The organism is Streptomyces sp. NPDC001606 (genome assembly GCF_053596835.1).
The window spans coordinates 83204-104995 of the sequence record NZ_JBSFHC010000006.1; the positions used below are offsets into that span (position 1 = coordinate 83204).

Genomic DNA, 21792 nt, shown 5'->3' on the forward strand with positions numbered 1-21792 from the left:
CCAGTGCTCGACGCCGACTTCTTCCGCCGTTGGATGACGGCGGCCGCCGCGTCCGTCGACCGCGAGGCGGAACGACTCACCGCCCTCGACTCGGCCATCGGCGACGCCGACCACGGCAACAACATGCAGCGCGGCTTCACGGCGGTGCGGGCCGCCCTGGAGAAGGAGGCGCCGGCCACGCCGGGGGCCGTGCTGATGCTGACCGGGCGCCAGCTGATCTCGACGGTCGGCGGCGCCTCCGGACCGCTGTACGGCACGCTGCTGCGCAAGACCGGCAAAGCGCTCGGCGACGCCGCCGAGGTCGGCGAGGAGCAGCTGGCCCAGGCACTGCGGGCGGGCGTGGAGGCCGTGATGGCGCTCGGCGGGGCCGCGCCGGGCGACAAGACCATGATCGACGCCCTGGTGCCGGCCGTGGACGCGCTCGGGGACGGGTTCGCCGCGGCGCGGGCCGCCGCCGAGCAGGGTGCGGAGGCCACCGTTCCGCTGCAAGCCCGCAAGGGCCGGGCGAGCTATCTCGGGGAGCGCAGCATCGGCCACCAGGATCCGGGGGCGACCTCGTCCGCGCTGCTGATCGCGGCCCTCGCCGACACCGCGGAGGGCTGAAGGGTGGCTGAGGAGAAGCTGGTCGGAATCGTGCTGGTGTCGCACAGCGCGGAGGTGGCCGCGGCGGTCGCCGACCTGGCGAAGGGCCTGGCGGGCGGGGCCACCGCGGTGCCGGTGGCCCCGGCGGGCGGCACCGAGGGCGGCGGGCTCGGCACCAGCGCCGAGCTGATCTCCGCCGCCGCGGCCTCGGTCGACCGGGGAGCGGGGGTGGCGGTGCTCACCGACCTCGGCAGCGCGGTGCTCACCGTGAAGGCGCTGCTCGCCGAGGGCGACGAACTCCCGGAGCACACCCGGCTGGTGGACGCGCCCTTCGTCGAGGGGGCGGTGGCCGCGGTGGTCACGTCATCCACGGGCGCCGACCTGGACGCGGTGGCCGCGGCGGCCACGGAGGCATACACCTACCGCAAGGCCTGACCCCGGGCGCCGGGTACGAACTCCCTGCGGGGCTCCCCCGCACACCGACACCGGCACCCTGCCAGGCCGTACCCGGCCACACCTGCCGACGACTCCGGCGGGCCTGTGCGGACACGCGGGGTTACTCGTCGGTTGTGAAGCGTCTGGCCAGGCGCTCGCCTGTGGTCGCCGCCGACGTGTGGTCCTCGATGGGGTCGATGCGGGAGTTCTTGAAGATGATGTAGGTGACGCCGGAGTCCGTCCCTCCGTCGCGGGGGTCGGGCCGGATGCCGAGGCCCAGGGCGGTGGCGTAGGAGGCCTCGCCGATGAGGTCGCGCGGGCCGGTGTCGCCGACGACGGCGTACTGCACCCGGTCCCGGTAGACGACGGCGGCGACGGCACCGCCCCGGATGCCGTGTGCGCGGTAGTCCCAGAGGGGGCTGGGCGCCGGGACGACGACGTAGGGCAGCGTCTCGGCGTTCAAATGGCGTCCGTCGGACTGCTGGAAGGCGGTCGTCGGGGCGAACAGCGGGTCGGTGCGGCTGTTGCAGCGGGTGGTGGGCCGGCCGTCGCAGTCGATGTCCAGATCGGCCTTCCAGAAGACGGCGTTCCGGGTGTTGCAGACGGGGACGGTCGCGGGGCGGTCGGCGTCGGTGCGGTACCGGCCGTGGGAGATCCGCGCGCACTCGGCGACCCGGGTCAGCAGGTCGGCTGCGGTGACGGCGCCCTCACTACGGGCGGGACCCTGTCGGGCCGGGACGGCGGAGGCCGGGGCGAGCAGGATGGCCGGGGCCAGCAGCACCGCGCCGGCCGCGGCCAGCGTCAGCGTCGGGACACGCACACGCACGTGGGGTGGGCCTCTCTCCTCGGGGACGGCGGAGACTTCCAGGCCACTGTGGGGCGGCGCCGGGCACCCGGCCGTCAGGGCCGCTCCGAAGGGGCCGGATGGAGCACGCGTCTGACACCCCGTGAGGCGACACCCGGGGCCGTGGCACTGGACAGCGGACGGACAACAGGGGTCGGGGTCCGGGCCGGTGCGGCTCCGGACCCCGGCCCCCCGCGTCGGCGCGGTACCGGCGACGACAGCGAGTCCGCGCCTCGGGCATGAACTTCCCTGCGCTGTCCGGGAGTTCAGTCGTAGGGAGACTCAGCATACGGAACCGCTCCGGCCACCCACCAACGCGGCCCTCTTGCCCCGGCCGCACCAGCGGGGCCATATTGGTCCGGACCTTTCCTGTCCTGCCGTGGGATCCGGCACCGTCCCGGGGAGGCACACGCCGTGCGCCGCGCGCCCGTTCCGCTCGCCCTGGTCTGTGCCGCCCTGCTGCTGGTGGCGGCGTGCGGCTGGGGCGGGGCCGCCGGCGGCGACGACGGCCGTATGCCCGGCGCCCCGGCCGGGGTCACCGCGATGGCGGGTAGCGCCACGACCGTGCACGTGATGTGGAACGCGGTCACGGACGGTCCGGGCATCCGCTCCTACGAGGTATACCGGGGCACCACGAAAGCGGCCGAAGTGCCGGGCTCACAGCACATGGTGGACGTCATCAGGCTCAGGCCGTCGACCATGTATGCGTTCTCCGTGCGGGCCCGGGACACCGACGGCCGGCTCGGACCGCCGAGCCGGCCGGTCAGGGCGCGCACCCCCGCCCTGGCGGCGGCCGACCGCACCGCCCCGACCCGGCCCGGGCTGCCGAGCGGCCGGGCCCTCGGCAGCCGGGCCGTGCGGCTGTCCTGGGGCGCGTCCCGGGACGACCGCGGCGTGGTGTCGTACGACATCTGCCAGGGCGGGGTGAAGATCCACGGGGTGGGCGGCGACCGGACCACCGCGGTGGTCACCGGGCTGCGCCCCGGCACCGGTTATGTCTTCACGGTCCGGGCCAGGGACGCCGCCGACAACGCCTCCCCGGCGAGTCCGCCCGTCCGCCTGACCACGCCCGGCAGCGACGACGGCCGGGACACCGCGCCCACCGGCTTCACCGCCACAGCCCACCGGTCCGGCGGGGTCTACTACCTCGACCTGGCCTGGGATCCGCCGCGCGTGGACGGCGTCGTCACGGAGTACCAGGTGCGGCTCGACGACGCCACGGCCACCTCGCTGGTGTGGGGCGGCACTCCGCCGCCCGGCCGGGCGCACTACAGCTTCTACGCGGGCCGGACCGCCGGGCAGGAGCACCGGGTACGGCTGCGGGCGCGGCTGCCGGACGGGACGTGGGGCGGCTGGACGGCACAGCGGACCGTGCGCACAGCCGGCTGACTCCCGCACCCCCTCGGCGGGCCGCGGTGCGCCGGACGGTGGAATCCGTCACCTGGCCGGGTGCGCTCCGTGTGCGGGCGGGTCCCGGGCCGCGTTGGCTGCCATTGAGGCAGCACGGACGTTTCCCGACCCTCGGCGGCGCATGGGACGTACCGCCAACCGTGCCGCTGGAGGCCAGACGATGCGCAACTCCAGACTTCCGCTCCGCTGCGGCCTGACCCTGGCGGCCGCCGCCACGCTCCCGGCCGCACTCGCCGGACCGTCCGCCGCGGCATCGGGCATCTCCGTCAGCACCACCGGCTCCACCGTCTCGGTGGTCACCAGCGCGTGCACCCAGATCAACGGCAGCTGGGGCACCGCGGCCCTGCTCACCAGCCGCCAGGCGAACTTCTCCCAGGGCCGTCAGGTGGCGCTGGCGGGCACCACCATCAGCCAGTCCGCGGCCTGGACCCAGGTGAGCCCGGGGACGTACACGGTGGTCGTGGTCTGCTCCAGCGGCAGTACGGCGGGCACCCAGTCGGTGATCGTGTCGTCGTCGCCGAGCAGGCCGACGATCTCGTCGACGTCCACGCCGACGCCGTCCCGGGGCGTGATGGGCGGCCTGGGCGGCGCCGCCCGTGACTACGGTCCGCTGACCCTCGGTATCGGCGCCGCCCTGGTGGGCGCCGGGGTCATCGCCACCGGCTGGGTGCTGCGGCGGCGCTCGAAGCCGTACCGCCTCTGACGCACCGCCCGGCCGGCGTTCAGTCGGTGTCCGGCAGCGCGGCGACCTCCGCGACGGCGTGGCTCAGCCACTGGGTCCAGAAGGTCTCCAGGTCGATGCCGGCCCGCAGCACCAGATGGCGCAGCCGGTCCTCGGGGGCGTCCCGGTCCGGCGGGAAGTCCCGCTTCTCGATCTCCTGGTATTCGGCCAGCTGCCGTTGGTGCAGCTCCAGATGGCGCCGCAGGTCGTCGCCCAGACCGGCCGCGCCGACGACCGCGGCGGCGCGCAGCCGGAGCAGCAGCGGGTCCCGCTGCGGCTTCGGATCCTGCGCGGCGGCGGTCCAGCGGGCCAGCTCGGCGCGGCCCGCGGGCAGGACCTCGTAGCTCTTCTTCTGCCCACGGGCCGGCTGCTCCGGCGGCAGGGTGCGGATGAGCCCCTCGGCCTCCAGTTTCCCCAGCTCGCGATAGATCTGCTGATGGGTCGCGGACCAGAAGTAGCCGATCGACTTGTCGAACCGGCGGGTCAGCTCCAGCCCCGACGACGGCTTTTCCAGCAGGGCGGTGAGGATCGCGTGCGGGAGAGACATGGGCTCATCCTAGGGACGTACGGCCGCCGTCCTACAGGGCCGCGGCCAGCTCGGTGCCCTGCTTGATGGCCCGCTTGGCGTCCAGCTCGGCCGCCACGTCCGCGCCGCCGATCAGGTGTGCGCTGCGGCCGGCGGCGACCAGCTCCTCGTACAGGTCCCGGCGCGGCTCCTGCCCGGTGCACAGCACCACGGTGTCGACCTCGAGGACCGTGCTCTCCTCGCCGACGGTGATGTGCAGCCCGGCGTCGTCGATCCGGTCGTAGCGCACGCCCGGCACCATGGTGACGCCCCGGTGCTTCAGTTCGGTGCGGTGGATCCAGCCTGTGGTCTTGCCGAGCCCGGCGCCGACCTTGCTGGTCTTGCGCTGGAGCAGGTGGACCTGGCGCGGCGGGGCCGGCCGCTGCGGGGCGGCGAGCCCGCCGGGGGCCTGGTAGTCCATGTCGACGCCCCAGGCGCGGAAGTAGGTCTCCGGGTCCTCGTGGGCCTTGTCCCCGCCGTCGGTGAGGTACTCGGCGACGTCGAAGCCGATGCCGCCCGCGCCGAGCACGGCGACGCGCTCGCCGACCGGGGCGCCGTCGCGGAGCACGTCGAGGTAGCCGAGGACGCGCGGGTGGTCGATCCCGGGGATGTCCGGGGTGCGCGGGGTGACACCGGTGGCGACCACGACCTCGTCGTAACCGTCCAGGTCGGCGGCGGTGATCCAGGTGTCCAGGCGTACGTCGACACCGTGCGCGGAGAGCTGGTGGCGGAAGTAGCGCAGCGTCTCGTCGAACTCCTGCTTGCCGGGGACCTTGCGGGCCACGTTGAGCTGGCCGCCGATCTCGCTCGCCGCGTCGAACAGGGTGACGGCGTGGCCGCGTTCGGCGGCGGAGACCGCGCAGGCGAGTCCGGCCGGGCCCGCGCCGACGACCGCGACGCGCTTCTTCAGCCGGATCGGGGAGAGCACCAGCTCGGTCTCGTGGCAGGCGCGCGGGTTGACCAGGCAGGAGGTGATCCTGCCGCTGAAGGTGTGGTCCAGGCAGGCCTGGTTGCAGCCGATGCAGGTGTTGATGGCGTCCGGTGTGCCGGCGGCGGCCTTGGCGACGAAGTCGGGGTCGGCGAGCATCGGGCGGGCCATCGACACCATGTCCGCGTAGCCGCCGGCGAGCAGCTCCTCGGCGACCTCGGGGGTGTTGATGCGGTTGGTGGTCACCAGGGGCACGGACACCTCGCCCATGAGCTTCTTGGTGACCCAGGTGTAGGCGCCGCGCGGCACGGAGGTGGCGATGGTGGGGATGCGGGCCTCGTGCCAGCCGATACCGGTGTTGATCAGGGTCGCCCCGGCGGCCTCGATCTCCTTGGCGAGGGTGATCACCTCGTCCAGGGTGGAGCCGCCCGGGACCAGGTCCAGCATGGACAGCCGGTAGATGACGATGAAGTCCTCGCCGACGGCCTCGCGGACGCGCTTGACGATCTCCACCGGGAAGCGCATCCGGTTCTCGTAGGAGCCGCCCCAGCGGTCGGTGCGCTGGTTGGTCTGCCGGGCGATGAACTCGTTGATGAGGTAGCCCTCGGAGCCCATGATCTCCACGCCGTCGTATCCGGCCTGCCGGGCGAGGCGGGCGGTGCGGGCGTAGTCGTCGATGGTGCGCTCGACGTCCGCGTCGGTCAGCTCGCGCGGCACGAAGGGGCTGATCGGCGCCTGGAGCGGGCTCGGCGCGACGAGGTCCTGGTGGTAGGCGTAGCGGCCGAAGTGCAGGATCTGGAGCGCGATCCGGCCGCCCTCGCGGTGCACGGCCTCGGTGACCACGCGATGCTGCTCGGCCTCGGCCTCGGTGGTGAGCTTGGCGCCGCCCTCGTACGGCCGGCCCTCGTCGTTGGGGGCGATGCCGCCGGTGACGATGAGTCCCACTCCCCCGCGCGCGCGGGCGGCGTAGAAGGCCGCCATGCGCTCGAAGCCACGCTCGGCCTCCTCCAGGCCGACGTGCATGGAGCCCATGAGCACGCGGTTGGGCAGGGTGGTGAATCCCAGGTCGAGCGGGGTCAGCAGATGGGGGTAACGGCTCATGGGGCCCTCCGTGCGGGGTGCGGTCGCCTCTTGTTGTAGAGGAAGCCCGCACCTTTGTGCAACTAGTTGCATAACCCCTTAGGGGTGACACCGGCCACTCTGTACCTACTAGTATGTACAGCGCCCACGGAAGACCGCCCCGGAAAGGACGTCTCACCATGCCCTTCGTCCGTATCGACGCGCTCGGCACCGATCCCGCCCGCCTCGGCGCCCTCGGGGACGCCGTCCAGGAGGCACTGAGCGAGACGCTCGGCGTGCCGCCCGACGACCGCTTCCAGGTGCTCACCGGCCACGACGGCGTCACCGGCACCCTGCGCTACGACAGCTACCTGGGCCTGCCGAAGGACGCCTCGGCGGTGTTCGTGGCGATCACCCTGCGCGCCGGACGGAGTCCGGAGCGGAAGCGGGCGCTGTACCGGCGGATCGCCGAGCTGGTCCACGAGCGCACCGGCACCGCGCCGCACAACGTCGTCGTCACCCTCACCGAGAACACCGACGTCGACTGGTCCTTCGGCGACGGACTGGCGCAGTATGCCCCGGCCGGCGCGGAGCCGGCCGGGGCGTAGGACCCGGGGGGCGGGGTCAGCGGCTCTGGAGCCGCAGATGGAGGTCCCGCTCCTGGTCGCCGGAGGCCGTACAGGTCTCCTCGACGCTGAAGATGGCGTCCAGGGTGTGCCGGAACCGGTCCACGGCCCAGTAGCCGCCCTGGACGTCCGCCTGGACCGGCGAGTGCAGCTCGACCGGCGAACACTCCCGCCCGCGGGCCTCCGCCACGTCATAGGTGCCCAGCCACACCATGGGCCGGGTCTCGTGCAGCTGCTGAGGCACCTCGTCCGCGCCCCGGTCGGACGCGAAGCAGGAGTTCAGCGCATCGAACACGATGCGAGCGTCCTCCTTGGAGCATCCGCTGATCTCCACCGTGACGGTTTCCGGATGCGACCGCTCCGTGTGGGCCATGACCGCTCCTTTCCTGCCGTACCGCGAGGGCACGGGGTACCCCGGCACACCGCGTCCAACCCCAGGAAAACACCACCCGCGGCCGCGCACACCTCAGCCGCGGGAAAACGTGTAGGTCTTGCTGTCGGTGAGCACGCAGAACCCCGGGGACATCACGATCACCCGCAGCACACCGGTACGCCGGTCGTAGTCGATGCCCTCGCTCTCGAAGGTGCCGGAGCAGGAGCTGCGCAGCGGGAGCGGGCGCAGGGCCGTCACATGGCCGGTGACGTCGGCGGAGCCGTTCGGCGGGGCGGAGAGGTCGACCTGGAGCAGCGGCTTGGTCAGCCCGAAGAGGCTGCCGTCCGGGTCGTCGGAGGAGCACAGCAGCGTCGTCGGGCCGGAGAAGTCGCAGCCCTGGACGTCGCGGACGGCGTGGTCCAGGACGACGGTCGAGGCCTGCGGGAGGTTCGCGCCGGGCGAGGTGGCGGGGTTCTCGCCGGGCGCGGGGAAGACCAGGAAGCGGGTCATCGTGCCCCATTCGCCGGACAGCATCCACTGGCCGTCGGGTGAGATCGCGTCCCAGGAGTTGTTCAGGGCCTCGCCGGGGCTCAGCGTGTGCACGTACTCCGACCAGGCGCCGTCGGGCCCCTGCACGCGGAACATCTTGGAGTTGCCGGAGTCCTGCTGGTAGGGCTCGATGTAGTAGCCCTCGTAGGAGGCGTCCGGGTCGCCGACGTGGTTCCAGCCGCGCAGGGAGACGCCGAGCGGGATGGTGCCGATGCCGGTGTAGTGGTTGGGACTGTTCGCCGGGACCTCCACGGAGGCGAGTCCCTGGCTCTCGGTCAGCGGGTCGGCCCGGTCGGAGCCGGTCTCGGTCCAGGTGTCGGCGGCGAAGGCGGGTGCGGGTGCGGCGAGGGACACGACGGCGGCGGTGGCCAGGGTGACGAGTCCGGCGAGGACTCCATGGCAACGTTGCCGGGCGGACGCGGGCATGGCCGACTCCTCGGGCAGGGGTGGGGGCACTCGGTCGGCGGACAGTCTGGCGTGGCGCGATAGTCATGTACAGACCAATGGAGCAACATGAGCGGGAACTCTCACGGCCCGCGGGATCACGCTGTACGGTCTCGGCAGGAGCCCCCGCACGCGTGTACGGCGGCAGGCTGGTTCCGGCGGACGTCCGCCGCGTGGTGAGAGATGGTGGAGGTAGACCGGTCAAGGCGGCGGAGAGTCGGTGTGAGCACGGCAGGACAAGGGGAGTCGGCACGGGGGACGGCGTGCCGTACGAACGGGCGAAGGCGGTGCGGGGCATGAGTGCAGCCGAGGCTCCGGCAGCGGACAGCGGCGAGCCGGCGCGCGGCCCGTTGCGGCCGGGCGGCCTGCTCGATGTGCTCGGCGTGGCGTCGGTCGTGCTGGACACCGATGGCCGGATCGTGCTGTGGAGCCCGCAGGCCGAGGAGCTGTTCGGGTACTCCGCGCAGGAGGCCCTCGGCCAGTACGCCGCCCGGCTGATGGTGCACAAGCGCCACAGCGAGCTGGTCGGCAGGCTCTTCGCCGATGTCATGCGCACCGGACAGAGCTGGGCCGGCGGTTTCCCGGTCAGACACAAGGACGGCAGCACCCGGCTGGTGGAGTTCCGCAACATGCGGCTGCTGGACGACCGCGGTGATGTGTACGCGCTGGGGCTCGCCGCCGACCAGTCGACCGTACGGCGGCTGGAGCAGGACGTCGCGCTGTCCGAGCGGATGGTGAAGCAGTCGCCGATCGGTTACGCCGTCCTGGACACCGAGATGCGGTTCGTCTCGGTCAACCCGGCCCTGGAGAAGATCAACGGCGTGCCGGCCGCCGAGCACATCGGGCGCCGGCTGCACGAGGTGCTGCCGATGCTGGACTCCGGCCCGGTGGAGGCCGGTACCCGGCAGGTGCTGGAGACCGGCGTGCCGGTGATCGACGACACCACGGTCGGCCGTACCCCCGCCGACCCGGACCACGACCACGCCTGGGTGCACTCGCTGTACCGGCTCGACGACGCGATGGGCAACGTGCTGGGCGTGGCCGTCTCCGTGGTCGACATCACCGAGCAGCACCGGGCCGCCCTGGAGGCGGAGGCGGCCCGGCGCCGGCTCGCCGTCATCGCCGACGCCTCCGCCCGCATCGGCACCACGCTGGAGCTGGAGCGCACCGCCTGCGAACTGGCCGAGGTCGCGGTACCCGAACTCGCCGACGTGGCCGCGGTGGACCTGCTGGAGGCGGTGGTGGGGGGCCGGCGCAGCACGCTCGGCCCGGCGGAGTCCGCGGTGATCCGGGCGCTGGCGGTGCGCCCGGAGGACGACTCGGACGCGGTCCGGGCCGCCGACCCGCCCGGCCAGATCGCCCGGTACGCCCCCGACCGCCTGGTCACCGAGTGCGTCCGTACGGGTGAGGCGGTGCTGGTGCCGCAGGTGAAGGACGAGGATCTGCCGCGCATCGCCCGCTCCGCCGAGGCGGCCGCGCTGCTCGGCCGGGCGGGACTGCACTCGTATCTCGCGGTGCCGCTGATCGCGCGCGGCGAGGTGCTCGGCGCCCTGGACCTCAAACGCACCCGCAATCCGGCGCCGTTCGACGAGGACGACGTCCTGCTCGCGCGGGAGCTGGCCGCCCGCGCGGCGGTACAGATCGACAACGCGCGCTGGTACCAGAACGCCCGCAACACGGCGCTCACCCTTCAGCGCAGTCTGCTGCCCAGCCATCCTCCGGTCACCACCGGCCTGGAGGTGGCCTCGCGCTACCAGCCCGCCGGGGCCACCAGCGAGGTCGGCGGCGACTGGTTCGACGTCATCCCGCTGGACGGCGGCAAGACCGCGCTGGTGGTGGGCGATGTGATGGGCAGCGGCATCAGCGCCGCCGCCACCATGGGCCGGCTGCGGACGGCGACCACCACCCTGGCCGCGCTCGACCTCGACCCGGCGCGGCTGCTGGAGCACCTGGACAAGACGACCTCGGCGCTGGACCACTCCATCGCGACCTGTGTGTACGCCGTCCACGACCCGCATCTGCGGCAGTGCCGGATCGCCAACGCCGGCCATCTGCCACCGGCCCGGATCCGGCCCGGCCGCCCGCCGGAACTGCTCGACCTGCCCACCGGGGTGCCGCTGGGCGTGGGCGGGGTCGCCTTCTCCACCGTGACCGTCGACTTCGAGCCCGGCGACGTGCTGGTGTTCTACACCGACGGGCTGGTGGAGACGCGCCGTCACTCGCTGGACGAGCGCCTGGACTTCCTGCTGTCCCTGCTCGACGACCCCGCGCGCCCGCTGGAGGAGGTCTGCGACTTCCTGCTGCGGACCCTGCACCACCCCGACAACCACGACGACGTGGCCCTGCTCATCGCCCGGGCGCAGGAGCTGCCGTAGCCGGCGCGGAGGTCAGCGCCGTACACCGATCACGACGTGTGCGGGAAAGTCGTCCGACACCGCCAGACGGGCCGTCAGGCCCGCGTCGGTGAAGGCCTGGACGGCGGCCGGTGCCTGGCGCTCGCTGGTCTCGGAGAGCAGGCGGCCGCCGGGCGCGAGCCACTCGGGCGCCCGGGCGGCGACCCGGCGCAGCACGTCCAGCCCGTCGGCGCCGCCGTCCAGGGCGACCAGCGGCTCGTGCTCGCGGGCCTCGGCGGGCAGCAGGGGAACCTCGCCGGTGGGCACATAGGGCACGTTGGCGGTCAGCACGCCGACGCGGCCGCGCAGTCCGGCGGGCAGCGCGTCGTAGAGGTCGCCCTGGTGGGCGTGGCCGCCGAAGGCGGTGAGGTTGCGGCGGGCGCAGCGTACGGCGGCCGGGTCGATGTCGGCCGCGTGCACCTCCGCGCCGTCCAGCGCGGCGGCGAGGGCCGCGCCGAGCGCACCGGAACCGCAGCACAGGTCGACGACCACGGCCGCGTCCGGCGCCTCGGCCAGCGCCTGCTCGACCAGGAACTCGGTACGGCGGCGGGGCACGAACACGCCTGGTTCCAGGGCGATCCGCAGTCCGCGGAACTCCGCCCAGCCGAGGACCTGTTCGAGCGGGAGTCCGGCGGCTCGCCGCTCCACCATCGCGGCGGCCTCCTCGGGACCGCGGGCGGTGGCGAGGATCAACTCCGCCTCGTCCTCGGCGAAGACGCATCCGGCGGAGCGGAGCCGTGCGACGACGGCGGACGGGTCGGCAGGGGACAGCGGGGAGGCAGGAGACAGCGGGGAGGCACTGGGAAGAGAGGGCACGGAAGAGGGCACGGAAGCCTTGAGCCTTTCGGGAGCGCGAGAGTGGGGGCGCTCCCGCGGTCACCGGTGCCGGTGCACCGCGCCGTCGGGAAGAGAGAGCACCCCGGCTGGCACAGCGGTGATGGGTCCCACCTCCTCGGCGACAGGGGCCGCACGGTCCGCGGCCGGACGGCCACCATACCCCAGCCGCACGGCCGTTCCCCCGGCGCGCCGGGCCCGGAAAAAGCGCTGGCGCGGTGCCCGGCCGGAGAACTACGCTCCCCGCGATGACGACTCACCGAGCAGACAGATGGGGGGTCCCGTCCACGGAAGGTGAGCGCTGATGCTCATCCCGACCGTGCACGAGGATTCCCGCCTCTCCCTGTGGCTGCGCGTACGCGAGTACGCCGTGCCACCGTCCATGATCGAGGCCGCCACCGGCCGCCGCGAGGCCGGTGACTGGGCCGGAGCCTGCGCCGCGGCCCGGATCGACGTCGACCTCGATCTGCGTTCCGTCGCCCGGGTACACGGCCGCGAACTCGCGTCCCTGGTCCGCTCCGACCTCCGCCGGCTCGCGCCCGACCTGCTGCGCTGGCACATGCCGAGGGTCGCACCCGACGGGCTGCTGCGCCCCGGGCTGACGCTCACACTGGCCCGCTACCCGGGTTCCGGCCGGGCGGGCCCCGTCCACCTCGTCGCCCGTACCGCCCCGGCCTGGGCCGACGGCGGCCAGCGGATCAGCCTCGCGCTGTGGGACCCGGCCGGGGCATCGGACGGCGGCCATCCGCGCCCCCGTCCGCACCGGCGCTTCCGGCTCGATCTGCACCGCCACCTGTGGGACGCGAGCAGGCACCTGGAGCTGCGGACCCGGTCGGGCGCGGACGGACCGGCGCCACCGGACCTCGACCCGCTGGGCCTCGCGCCGCCGGGGCTCGGCTGTGCCGTGGCCCGCTGGGCGGCCGAGGCGGCGCTCCTGTGCCACGCCGAGGGCCGCTCCGACGGTGCGTTCACGGTACGGCTCGGCAGCCGCCGTCGGCTGGTGCTGGAGCTGGTGCCGCAGGGGCCCGTTTGCGGCGTGTGCCGGGTATCGGGGCCGGTGGGGTCCGTGGCGGTGGTGGACCGAGCCCGAGGCGCACTCTCCGAGGACACAGAGGGCCGCGGCGCCTTCCGCATCGGGTGGTCCGGCCGGGGCGGACCGGTGGAGCCGGTGCCGGTCGTCCCCGGCGGGTGCCCGTCGCGGCACCCCGGCCGGCCGGAGCCCACCGGGGCGACCCCGGCGGCACACCCGCTCCGGACCGGCCCGGTTGTCTGCCGGCACTGCGGCGGGCCCGGTCGGTTCGCGACCGGCGCGCCGTGGGCGGGGCTGCGGGCCGTCACCGGGCCCGTGCCGGGCGGGACCGCCGGGCTGCCCGTGTTGCCGGACGCGGCCGTCCGGGTCGCGCCCGACCTGGAGTTGGTGCGGGCCGGGCTGCTCGGCGCGGACCGGCTGCATCCGCTGGTCGCCGCCGCGCTGGCCCCGGGCCGCCCGGCGCCCGGCACGGTCCGCGCCACCGACCCGGCGGACCGGGCCGGCCGGGTGGAGTGCCGGGGTGCCACCCACCGGATCGGCCTGGTCGACGGCGTCCTGGCGCCGCTCGACCACGACCCGGACGAGATCCGCCGCGAGGAGCTGCTGGCCGCGTTCGGCGGTCCGCCGCTGCCCTGTCTGCGGGCCGTCGACGCGGCGCACCGCCGCCCGGACTGCCTGCCCGGTGTCCGAGAACGCCTGGCCCACGGCGACACCACCGGCGCGTTGGCCGTGGTCGAGGGCCTGCTGGGCCCGGGCGCCGTCCTGCGGGACGGCCCGCTGCGCGACGAACTGGCGGCGGCCGCCGAACGGCGCATCGCCTACGGGCTGTACCGGGCGGGCCTGACCGGCCCCGGCCGCACCGGATCCGCCGACCGGGACCGTGGCACGCCCTCGGCCGTCCGGGACCGCCGCCCCAGCCGGGGCCGGCACCGCAGCACGGCCACCTTCTACTGAACTCCCTTCCGCTTTCACCCATTTCACACCCCAAGGTGACCTCTCCATGCCTTCCTGCGTCTCCGCCGTCCTGCCCACTGACGCCCCCGAAGCCCCCGACGCCTCCCGGCTCGCCGTGGCCGACGCCCTGTTGGACCTGTTGCGCGACACCACCACCGAGCCCCGCCCCGACACCCAGCTCGAGGCGCTGACCCTGGCGGTGACCGCCGACCTGCCGGTGCTGCTGTGGGGCGAGCCGGGCATCGGCAAGACCGCGGCGCTGAACCAGCTCGCCGCGGCCCTGGACCTCCCGCTGACCACCGTGATCGCGAGCGTCCACGAACCGTCCGACTTCGCCGGGCTGCCCGTCGTGGGAGACGACCCCGCGGTGCAGGGAGTCCCGATGGCCCCGCCGGACTGGGCGGTACGGCTGGTACGGGCCGGGCGGGGACTGCTCTTCCTGGACGAACTGTCCACCGCTCCCCCGGCCGTGCAGGCGGCCCTGCTGCGGCTGGTGCTGGAGCGCCGGATCGGCGCGCTGCGGCTGCCGCCCGGTGTGCGCATCGTGGCCGCCGCCAACCCGCGCTCCTCGGCCGCCGACGGCTGGGAGCTGAGCCCTCCGCTCGCCAACCGGTTCGTGCATCTTCAGTGGGCGCACGATCCCGACGTCGTCGTACGCGGCCTCGGCGGGACCTGGCCGCTGGCCACGCTGCCCCGGCTGGATCCGCAGCGGCTGCCGGAGGCGGTGGACTTCGCACGGCGCGCGGTGTGCGGGTTCCTCACCGCCCGGCCGGGGCTGGTGCACCGGCTGCCCGGCGGGGAGAGCCGGCGGGGCGGCGCCTGGCCGTCGCCGCGGAGCTGGGAGGCCACCGTGCGGCTGATCGCCTTCGCGACCGCCGCCGGGTCCTCGCGGGACGTGCTGGCGCTGCTGGTCCGCGGCACCGTCGGGGACGGCCCGGGCCTGGAGCTGCTGGCGAGCCTGGACCGGATGGACCTGCCCGACCCCGAGCTGCTGCTCGCCGACCCGCAGGCGGCGGAGCTGCCCGAACGCGGGGATCTGCGCCAGGCGGTGCTGGACGGGGTGGTGGCCGCGGTCCGCAACCGGCCGGATCGGGCCCGCTGGGACGCGGCCTGGACCCTGCTGGTGCGGGCCATGGAGAGCGGGGCGCCGGACGTGGTGGTCGTCCCCGCGACCACACTGGCCGCGCTGCGCCGGGACGACTGGGACGTACCGGCGGCGATCGAGCGGCTCGGCGCGGCCATGACCCTCTCCCGCCGGGCCGACGAGGCCGCCCGAAAGGCCACGCTCGCCGGCGGGGGCCGCCGATGAGGGCGGGGACGCCGGGGACCGCAGGGGCACGATTGACCGCCGGGGCGCCGGATCCGGTGACGGAGCGTTCACCGATGACGGCGAGGGCGCCGGGGACGGCGGGGGCGCCCGTCACGGAGGGACCCCGCGCCGGATGGGACGCCCGTGACGCCGGGGCCCCAGGCGTGACGGCCATGACGCCCGGGACGGCGAGGACACCAGACCCCGTGACGGAGCGTTCGCCGATGACGACGGGGACGCCCCTGATGGCGGACACAGCCATGACGGCGGGGACGCCCGACGCCATGGGGGAGAGATCGCCGATGACGGCCGGCGCGCCGGACCACCTGACGGAGCGTTCGCCAGGGACGGCCGGGGTGCCGGATCCGGCGGCGGTCCTCGACGTCGGCAAGCTGTACGCGGCGCGACTGTACGCCGCCCGGGTACGGCCCTACCTCGCCACGGCACTGTTCGCGCTGCACCCGGTGGCGTCACGGCAGGTGCCGACGATGGCCGTGGACCGGCACTGGCGGTGCTATGTGTCGCCGGCGTTCGTGGACCGGATGCCGGTGGAGGAGCTGGCCGGAGTGTGGGTGCACGAGGTCGCCCATCTGCTGCGCGACCATCACGGCCGAGGTGACCGGCTGGCACGTGAGGAGGGCCTGACCGGTCGCGGGGACCGGCTGCGGATGAACATCGCCGCGGACTGCGAGATCAACGACGATGTGTTCGGCGACGGTCTGGTACGGCCCCCGGGCGCCGTGACCCCGGAGAGGCTGCGGCTGCCCGAGGGCCTGTTGATGGAGGCCTATCTACGGGACATCCGGCTGGACGCGATGCCGGACGGGCTGGCCTGGCTGGACTGCGGCAGCGGTGCCGACGGGCTCGCCCGGGAGTGGGATCTCGGCCCCGAGGGTGCCCACGGGCTGAGCGAGCAGGAGCGGGACGCCGTCCGCTTCCGGGTGGCGCAGGGCATCAACGGCCGCCCGGGCAACGCTCCGGAGGGGTGGCGGCGCTGGGCCGAGGAGGTGTTCCATCCGCCGCTGCCCTGGCGGGAGTTGCTGGGTGCGGCCGTCCGGTCGGCGGCCTCGGGCGGAGGTGCGGGCGAGGACTACAGCTACGGCCGCCCGGCGCGGCGTGCGGCGAGCCTGCCCGGTGTCGTCCTGCCCAGCCTGCGGCGCAGGCCGCCGCGGGTCTGCGTGGTGGTCGACACCTCCGGCTCGGTCAGCGACGCGGAACTCGGCAGTGCGCTGCTGGAGGTGGCCGCGATCGGCCGGGCCGTGGGTGGCCGGCGGGACCTGGTCGGTGTGCTGTCGTGCGATGCGGCGGCGCGGGTCGTGCAGCCGCTGTGCCGGGCGGAGGGCATCGAGCTGGTGGGCGGGGGCGGCACCGATCTGCGGGCGGGGTTCGCGCGGGCGCTGCGGGAGCGGCCCGATGTGGTGGTGGTCCTCACCGACGGGCAGACCCCCTGGCCGGAGCAGCGGCCGCCCTGCCGGACGGTGGTGGGGTTGTTCCCGCGCGCCGGGGGCTGGAGCGAGGAGGACCCGTACGACGAGCCGACCGCGCCGCCGGCGTGGGCACGGGCGGTGCGGATCGGGTCGGCGCCGGGGTGACGGACCGGCAGGGAGCCTCCGCCCGTCTCCGAGCGGTGCGCTCCCTGTCTCCGTCGGGGCTCGGTCAGACGCCGACCGTCTCCTCGACCTCTTCCTCGGCCTCCTCGGCCTCCTCGGTCTCCTCGGCGGGGGTGCTGGCCGCTACCGGTGCGGTCTCGGCCGCGGCCGGGAGCTGGCCGGCCGCATGCCGGGCTCGCCGGGGCCGCTCGTAGAGGGCCGCGATCCCGGTGACCACGAGGCCGACGAGCAGCCAGACCACGAGGGTCCAGGCGTTGCGGGCGAGACCATCGCTGCCGAAGTAGAGCAGGCTGCGGACGCCCTCGACAAAACCGGCGCCGTTCCAGAAGGCGTGCAGGGTGCCGAAGAAGCCGTTCTGGAGCTCGGGTCGGAATAGGCCGCCGGAACTCGTGAAGTTCAGCATCACGAACAGCACCATCATGGTCAGCGTGGTCCACCGCTTCAGGAAGGTGTGCAGGCCGACGCCGATGAAGAGGATGCCCGCCGAGTACAGCCAGGCCATGCCCCACACGCCCGCGAGGTCGTGGTGCGCGAGGTGGAACACCGGCCCGGCGAGCAGCGCGCCGATGCCGCTGACCACGGCGGAGACACCGAGCGCGAGCAGTGCGCGTACCCGCATCGGCAGGGCGGCACCGGCGGCGCCGAGGGCGGCGACCGAGGCGTAGGAGCCGATGCTGAGCGCGATCAGCAGGAAGAACAGGCCCTGACCGGTGGGGTCGTCGGCGACCGGGGCGGCCACGTCGGTGACCTTCAGCGGGACGCCCTCCTTGGCGGCGACCGGGGTGAAGACCTTCTCCACGGCGGTGGCCCCCATGTCGGAGGCGGCGCTCGCGACGAGCAGCTCGGGGGACTTGGCGCTCGGCACATAGGCGCCGGTCACATCTCGGGAGGTGAGCAGGTCGACGGCCTCGGCGCGGGTGGCGACGGTACGGACGTCGAGCTTGTCCCCCGCGGTGTCCTTGACCGTCTGGGCGAACACCTTCGCCTGCGGTCCGGCGCCGACGACGGCGACGGGCATGTGGTGCGGCTCAGGGGTCACAAAGGCCCCCATGTAGGCGAGCCCCATGCCTATGCACATCAGCAGCGGGGTGATCAGGTGCGTCAGCACATGGCGCAGTGCCGGTGACCTCATCGCGCGCGACCTCCAAAGGTTGGCTTATACAACTTTCCGTCCAAGTTGTACTATACAACTAGAACGCCGGAGGAGGTATTCCCGTGAGCGCAGCGGAGTCGGCCGTGGAGGCGATCCAGCGCGAGATGACCATGTTCGCCCGCCGGGCCCGGGCCTCGGCGGGCCGTATGCACCCCGAGCTGTCCCTGGTGTCGTACACCCTGCTCAGCCATCTGGAGGAGCAGGGCGGCTGCCGCGCCACCGACCTGGCGGCCCACTACGCCCTGGACAAGTCCACGGTGAGCCGGCAGGTAGCGGCACTGGAGCGGGCCGGACTGATCGAGCGCCGGCCGGACGCGGAGGACGCCCGGGTGCACGTGCTGCACCTGACCGCGGCCGGCCGGGAGATCCTGGCCCAGGTCACCCGCAGCCGCCGGGCCGCCTTCCAGGAGCGCCTCGCGGACTGGCCGGAGGAGGACCTGGTCCGCTTCGCGGCCTATCTGGAGCGGTACAACGCGGGCCCGCCCGCCGGCGGGCGGAGCTGATCCGACCAGGGACGGAGCAGCCGGAACGGCAGCGTACGGTTGAACCATGAACGTCACGCGAGGCTTCACGGGCCGTCCGCGCGTCCACAACCCCGGTCTGCCACCGGGGCAGTACGACGCGCGCGACGACTGGCCCGTCCTGTCCGCCGAGGTCACCCCCGACCTCGATCCCACCGACTGGTCCTTCCGCATCGACGGCCTGGTCGAGGAGGAACGGACCTGGGACTGGGAGGAGGCGCACACCCTGCCGGCGTCGGCCTACACCGGGGACATCCACTGTGTGACCGGCTGGTCGAAGTTCGGTGTGCGGTTCGGCGGCGTGTCGCTGGACGCCTTCTTCCATAGGGTCCGGCCCCATGTGTCCGCCACACATGCCCTCGCGTACTCGCACACCGGCTACACCGCGAACCTGCCCCTCGCCGACCTCACCGGCGGCCGGGCCTGGATCGCCTGGGAGTACGACGGCGCGCCGCTGGCGCCCGAGCACGGCGGCCCGGCGCGGCTGCTGGTGCCCCACCTCTACTTCTGGAAGAGCGCCAAGTGGATCGCGGGCATCACGCTCCTCGACCACGACGAGCCGGGCTTCTGGGAGCGCAACGGCTACCACGCACGCGGCAACCCGTGGGAGGAGCAGCGGTACTCCGGTGACTGATCCGACGACGACACCCCCGGCCGCCCCGAGCGGCCCCGCGACACGGTTCGCCGTGCCCGACCGCATCGCGGTGAGCACGAGCACGGCGACGACGTGGCAGCCGGCCACCCTGACGGAGATCCGGCGCGAGACACCGCGCACGGCCACCTTCCGGCTGGCGGTGCCCGGGTGGGCCGGGCATCTGCCCGGGCAGCATCTGATGCTGCGGCTGACCGCGGCGGACGGGTACACGGCGCAGCGCCACTACTCGATCGCGTCCGCGCCGGACGACTCCGGGCACCTGGAGCTGACCCTGGACCACGTGCCGGGCGGCGAGGTCTCCGGCTGGTTCCACACGGTGGCCCGGCCCGGGGACACGGTGCAGGTGCGCGGCCCGCTGAGCGGCTTCTTCGCCTGGCCGGGCGACCGGCCCGCGCTGCTGCTGGGCGCCGGCTCGGGGGTCGTACCGCTGATGTCGATGGTGCGCCACCACCGGGCGCGCGGCCTGAGCGTGCCGCTGCGGATGCTGGTGTCGGCGCGCGGCCCGGAGGAGCTGATCTACGCCCGCGAGCTGGGCGCGGAGACGACCCCCGTGTTCACCCGCAGCGCCCCGCCCGGTGTGGGGGTGGGACGTATGACGGCCGCACATGTGGCGCCGCTCCTGGCCGAGCAGCCCGCGCATGGATGGGAGGCCTATGTGTGCGGCTCCAACGGCTTCGCCGAACACGCCTCACGGCTGCTGGTGGCGGCGGGCCAGCCGGTCGAGCGGATCCGCATCGAGCGCTTCGGCTGAGCGCCGGGTCGCACCGCCGAGCGGGCCGCGCGAGCGCCGGGCGCATACCGCCCCCCGCGCTCCAAAGGGCCCGAAGTCGCGGTTCCGGATGTGCGCGAGGTGCGCCGTACGGGGTACGAGACGGGTGTGGATGCTCGTGCACGGCTGTGCGACCGGACGGGCCGGTGAACCGGCCCGTCCGCCGCTCCCGCCGCGGCGATGGCACGGAGGTGGACATGCGGACCCGGATGCATGGCTGGCGCTGGCGGAGCAATCCGCTGCGGCGCCGGTCGGACGTCGTGGAGGCGTGGACCGTGCTGATCGTCGCCGTCCTGCTGTTCGTGGTGGCGCCCCTGGTAGGCGTCGCCGTGGGTCTGCGCGCTCATGACCAGGCCGCGTCGGCCGCGGCGACCCAGCGGGCCGAGCGGCACCGGGTGCGGGCCACGGTGGTCGGCGACCCGCCGCAGCGACTGTCCGCGACCGAGGGCGACCGGGCCCGCCCCTACCGCGCCGAGGTGCGCTGGTCCGAGCCCGGCAAGGGCACCCGCACCACCTGGGCCCGGGTGCCGGCGGGGAGCCGGACCGGGGACGTGGTCGCCGTGTGGTTCGACGCCCAGGGCCGCAGCGTTCCGCCTCCGCCGGGGGACGCGGCGGTGTGGCAGCACGCGGTCTCCGTCGGTCTGTGCGCGGCGGGCGGCGCGGCCGGCGTGGTCCTCCTCGGCCACGCGGTCGAGCGCCGGATCGCCCTGCGCCACCGGCTGGCCGAGTGGGAGCGGGAGTGGGCGCGCACCGGACCGAAGTGGACCCAGCCGCGGACCTGACCCACCCGAATCACCCGACCACTCCCCCTTGCCCGGAGCACCGAACACCTTCGCTCAGCAAGCGCTTACTCACCCACGGACCAGCACCGCAACCGTCGTACGGGCGCACCGATGACTCGGCCTGGGCCTGGCCAGTGATCCGATCACCCGCGTACGGTGAGCCGACACGCTCTTCTTCACAAAGGCGGTTGCCGATGGCCCTGTTCGACCTTTCCCTCGAGGAACTCCGCGAGTACCGCAGCGAGTCCACCGAGCCCGAGGACTTCGACGCCTTCTGGGACAAGACGCTCCAGCAGGCGCGCGAGCACGAACTGGACGCCCGCTTCGAGCGGGTGGAGACCGGACTGTCCACGGTCGAGGTGTACGACGTGACGTTCGCCGGGTTCGGCGGCCACCCCGTCAAGGGCTGGCTGAAGCTGCCGGCCGGTGCCTCCGAACCGCTGCCGCTGGTCGTGGAGTTCATCGGGTACGGCGGCGGCCGCGGGCTGCCGCACGAGAACCTGCTGTGGGCGTCGACCGGCCGGGCGCACTTCATCATGGACACCCGGGGACAGGGCAGCGCCTGGGGCGGTGGCGGCGGCACGGCGGACCCGGTGGGTGCCGCACCGGCGTACCCGGGGTTCATGACGCGCGGCATCGACGCGCCGGAGAACTACTACTACCGCCGTGTGTTCACGGACGCCGTGCGCGCGGTGGAGGCGGCCCGGTCGCACCCGCTGACCGACGCGGCGCGGACGGTGGCGACCGGCGGGAGCCAGGGCGGTGGCATCACCATCGCCGTGGGCGGTCTGGTGCCCGATCTGGCCGCGATCGCGCCGGACGTGCCGTTCCTGTGCGACTTCCCGCGCGCGACGGTTTCGACGGACCGTCACCCGTACCGGGAGATAGGCCTGTTCCTCAAGACCCACCGCGGCCGCGCGGCGGAGGTGCAGCGCACGCTGTCGTACTTCGACGGGGTCCACTTCGCGGCCCGCGGCCGGGCGCCGGCGCTGTTCTCGGCGGCCCTGGAGGACCAGACCTGCCCGCCGTCGACGGTGTTCGCCGCGTTCAACGCCTGGGCGCACGAGGACAAGGCGATCGAGGTGTACGACTTCAACGACCACGAGGGCGGCGGCCCCTTCCAGGAGGCGGCGAAGCTGCGCTGGCTGCGCTCGTACGCCTGAGTCCGCAGCCTGGGCGGCGGCCGGGAGCACGCGGTCGGGTTTCGGCCGAACCGCCGGGCAGCCCTTCCCTTGTGGTTTAGACC

The 21792-nt window shown here is 74.1% G+C and carries 21 protein-coding genes; 14 read left to right on the forward strand and 7 right to left on the reverse strand.

Annotation, left to right across the window (positions count from 1 at the left end):
• Positions 1-3 precede the first annotated feature (3 nt).
• Both dhaL and dhaM read left to right on the forward strand, forming a co-directional pair.
• On the forward strand, positions 4-603 hold the full coding sequence (gene dhaL / locus ACWCV9_RS13735) for a dihydroxyacetone kinase subunit DhaL (RefSeq protein ID WP_450786390.1): 600 nt from the start codon (positions 4-6) through the stop codon (positions 601-603).
• Between the two features lie 3 nt (positions 604-606).
• On the forward strand, positions 607-1017 hold the full coding sequence (gene dhaM / locus ACWCV9_RS13740) for a dihydroxyacetone kinase phosphoryl donor subunit DhaM (RefSeq protein WP_450786392.1): 411 nt from the start codon (positions 607-609) through the stop codon (positions 1015-1017).
• Positions 1018-1138: 121 nt separating this feature from the next.
• On the opposite strand, the gene ACWCV9_RS13745 is transcribed toward dhaM, so the two are convergent.
• Positions 1139-1837 (reverse strand): glycoside hydrolase family 75 protein, encoded by a 699-nt coding sequence (locus ACWCV9_RS13745; protein WP_450786890.1) that lies wholly within the window; start codon positions 1835-1837, stop codon positions 1139-1141.
• 438 nt (positions 1838-2275) lie between these two features.
• On the opposite strand from ACWCV9_RS13745, the gene ACWCV9_RS13750 reads away from it, so the two are divergent.
• Positions 2276-3250 (forward strand): fibronectin type III domain-containing protein, encoded by a 975-nt coding sequence (locus ACWCV9_RS13750; protein ID WP_450786394.1) that lies wholly within the window; start codon positions 2276-2278, stop codon positions 3248-3250.
• Between the two features lie 181 nt (positions 3251-3431).
• Complete coding sequence (locus ACWCV9_RS13755) at positions 3432-3974, forward strand: hypothetical protein (RefSeq protein ID WP_385841219.1); 543 nt, start codon at positions 3432-3434, stop codon at positions 3972-3974.
• A 19-nt stretch (positions 3975-3993) separates the two neighbouring features.
• On the opposite strand, the gene ACWCV9_RS13760 is transcribed toward ACWCV9_RS13755, so the two are convergent.
• Positions 3994-4539, reverse strand: a complete 546-nt coding sequence (locus tag ACWCV9_RS13760) for a PadR family transcriptional regulator (RefSeq protein WP_450786396.1) — start codon at positions 4537-4539, stop codon at positions 3994-3996.
• Positions 4540-4570: 31 nt separating this feature from the next.
• Positions 4571-6586, reverse strand: a complete 2016-nt coding sequence (locus tag ACWCV9_RS13765) for an oxidoreductase (protein WP_450786398.1) — start codon at positions 6584-6586, stop codon at positions 4571-4573.
• 158 nt (positions 6587-6744) lie between these two features.
• Between ACWCV9_RS13765 and ACWCV9_RS13770 the strand changes: the two genes are divergently transcribed.
• Entirely contained in the window at positions 6745-7152 is a 408-nt protein-coding gene (locus tag ACWCV9_RS13770) for a tautomerase family protein (RefSeq protein ID WP_450786399.1), read from the forward strand.
• 16 nt (positions 7153-7168) lie between these two features.
• On the opposite strand, the gene ACWCV9_RS13775 is transcribed toward ACWCV9_RS13770, so the two are convergent.
• Entirely contained in the window at positions 7169-7543 is a 375-nt protein-coding gene (locus ACWCV9_RS13775; RefSeq protein ID WP_450786400.1) for a hypothetical protein, read from the reverse strand.
• A 93-nt stretch (positions 7544-7636) separates the two neighbouring features.
• Positions 7637-8518: a hypothetical protein gene (locus ACWCV9_RS13780; protein WP_450786402.1), complete on the reverse strand. Its 882-nt coding sequence runs from the start codon at positions 8516-8518 to the stop codon at positions 7637-7639.
• A gap of 314 nt (positions 8519-8832) precedes the next feature.
• Between ACWCV9_RS13780 and ACWCV9_RS13785 the strand changes: the two genes are divergently transcribed.
• Entirely contained in the window at positions 8833-10911 is a 2079-nt protein-coding gene (locus tag ACWCV9_RS13785; protein WP_450786404.1) for a SpoIIE family protein phosphatase, read from the forward strand.
• A gap of 12 nt (positions 10912-10923) precedes the next feature.
• On the opposite strand, the gene ACWCV9_RS13790 is transcribed toward ACWCV9_RS13785, so the two are convergent.
• Positions 10924-11718 (reverse strand): putative protein N(5)-glutamine methyltransferase, encoded by a 795-nt coding sequence (locus tag ACWCV9_RS13790; protein WP_450786892.1) that lies wholly within the window; start codon positions 11716-11718, stop codon positions 10924-10926.
• Positions 11719-12067: 349 nt separating this feature from the next.
• Between ACWCV9_RS13790 and ACWCV9_RS13795 the strand changes: the two genes are divergently transcribed.
• The 3 genes from ACWCV9_RS13795 to ACWCV9_RS13805 all read left to right on the forward strand — a co-directional run bounded on the left by ACWCV9_RS13795 (position 12068) and on the right by ACWCV9_RS13805 (position 16648).
• On the forward strand, positions 12068-13747 hold the full coding sequence (locus tag ACWCV9_RS13795) for a hypothetical protein (protein ID WP_450786405.1): 1680 nt from the start codon (positions 12068-12070) through the stop codon (positions 13745-13747).
• Positions 13748-13793: 46 nt separating this feature from the next.
• Complete coding sequence (locus ACWCV9_RS13800; RefSeq protein WP_450786407.1) at positions 13794-15056, forward strand: AAA family ATPase; 1263 nt, start codon at positions 13794-13796, stop codon at positions 15054-15056.
• Positions 15057-15358: 302 nt separating this feature from the next.
• Entirely contained in the window at positions 15359-16648 is a 1290-nt protein-coding gene (locus ACWCV9_RS13805; protein WP_450786894.1) for a vWA domain-containing protein, read from the forward strand.
• Between the two features lie 64 nt (positions 16649-16712).
• Here ACWCV9_RS13805 and ACWCV9_RS13810 read toward each other — a convergent pair whose 3' ends face one another.
• The gene (locus ACWCV9_RS13810; RefSeq protein WP_450786408.1) at positions 16713-17798 is read right to left on the reverse strand and encodes a hypothetical protein; all 1086 of its coding nucleotides are present in this window, start codon (positions 17796-17798) and stop codon (positions 16713-16715) included.
• An 83-nt stretch (positions 17799-17881) separates the two neighbouring features.
• Here ACWCV9_RS13810 and ACWCV9_RS13815 point away from each other — a divergent pair, with 83 nt between their 5' ends.
• From ACWCV9_RS13815 to ACWCV9_RS13835, 5 genes are all read left to right on the forward strand, one after another.
• Positions 17882-18322, forward strand: a complete 441-nt coding sequence (locus tag ACWCV9_RS13815; RefSeq protein WP_450786410.1) for a MarR family winged helix-turn-helix transcriptional regulator — start codon at positions 17882-17884, stop codon at positions 18320-18322.
• Positions 18323-18368: 46 nt separating this feature from the next.
• Positions 18369-18974, forward strand: coding sequence for a sulfite oxidase-like oxidoreductase (locus ACWCV9_RS13820; protein ID WP_450786412.1), 606 nt, complete (start codon positions 18369-18371; stop codon positions 18972-18974).
• Positions 18967-19746, forward strand: coding sequence for a ferredoxin reductase (locus ACWCV9_RS13825; RefSeq protein WP_450786414.1), 780 nt, complete (start codon positions 18967-18969; stop codon positions 19744-19746). Before ACWCV9_RS13820 ends, ACWCV9_RS13825 begins: the two co-directional genes overlap by 8 nt.
• Before the next feature lie 215 nt (positions 19747-19961).
• Complete coding sequence (locus ACWCV9_RS13830) at positions 19962-20546, forward strand: Rv1733c family protein (RefSeq protein ID WP_450786416.1); 585 nt, start codon at positions 19962-19964, stop codon at positions 20544-20546.
• A gap of 194 nt (positions 20547-20740) precedes the next feature.
• Positions 20741-21709, forward strand: a complete 969-nt coding sequence (locus ACWCV9_RS13835) for an acetylxylan esterase (RefSeq protein ID WP_450786418.1) — start codon at positions 20741-20743, stop codon at positions 21707-21709.
• Positions 21710-21792: the final 83 nt, after the last annotated feature.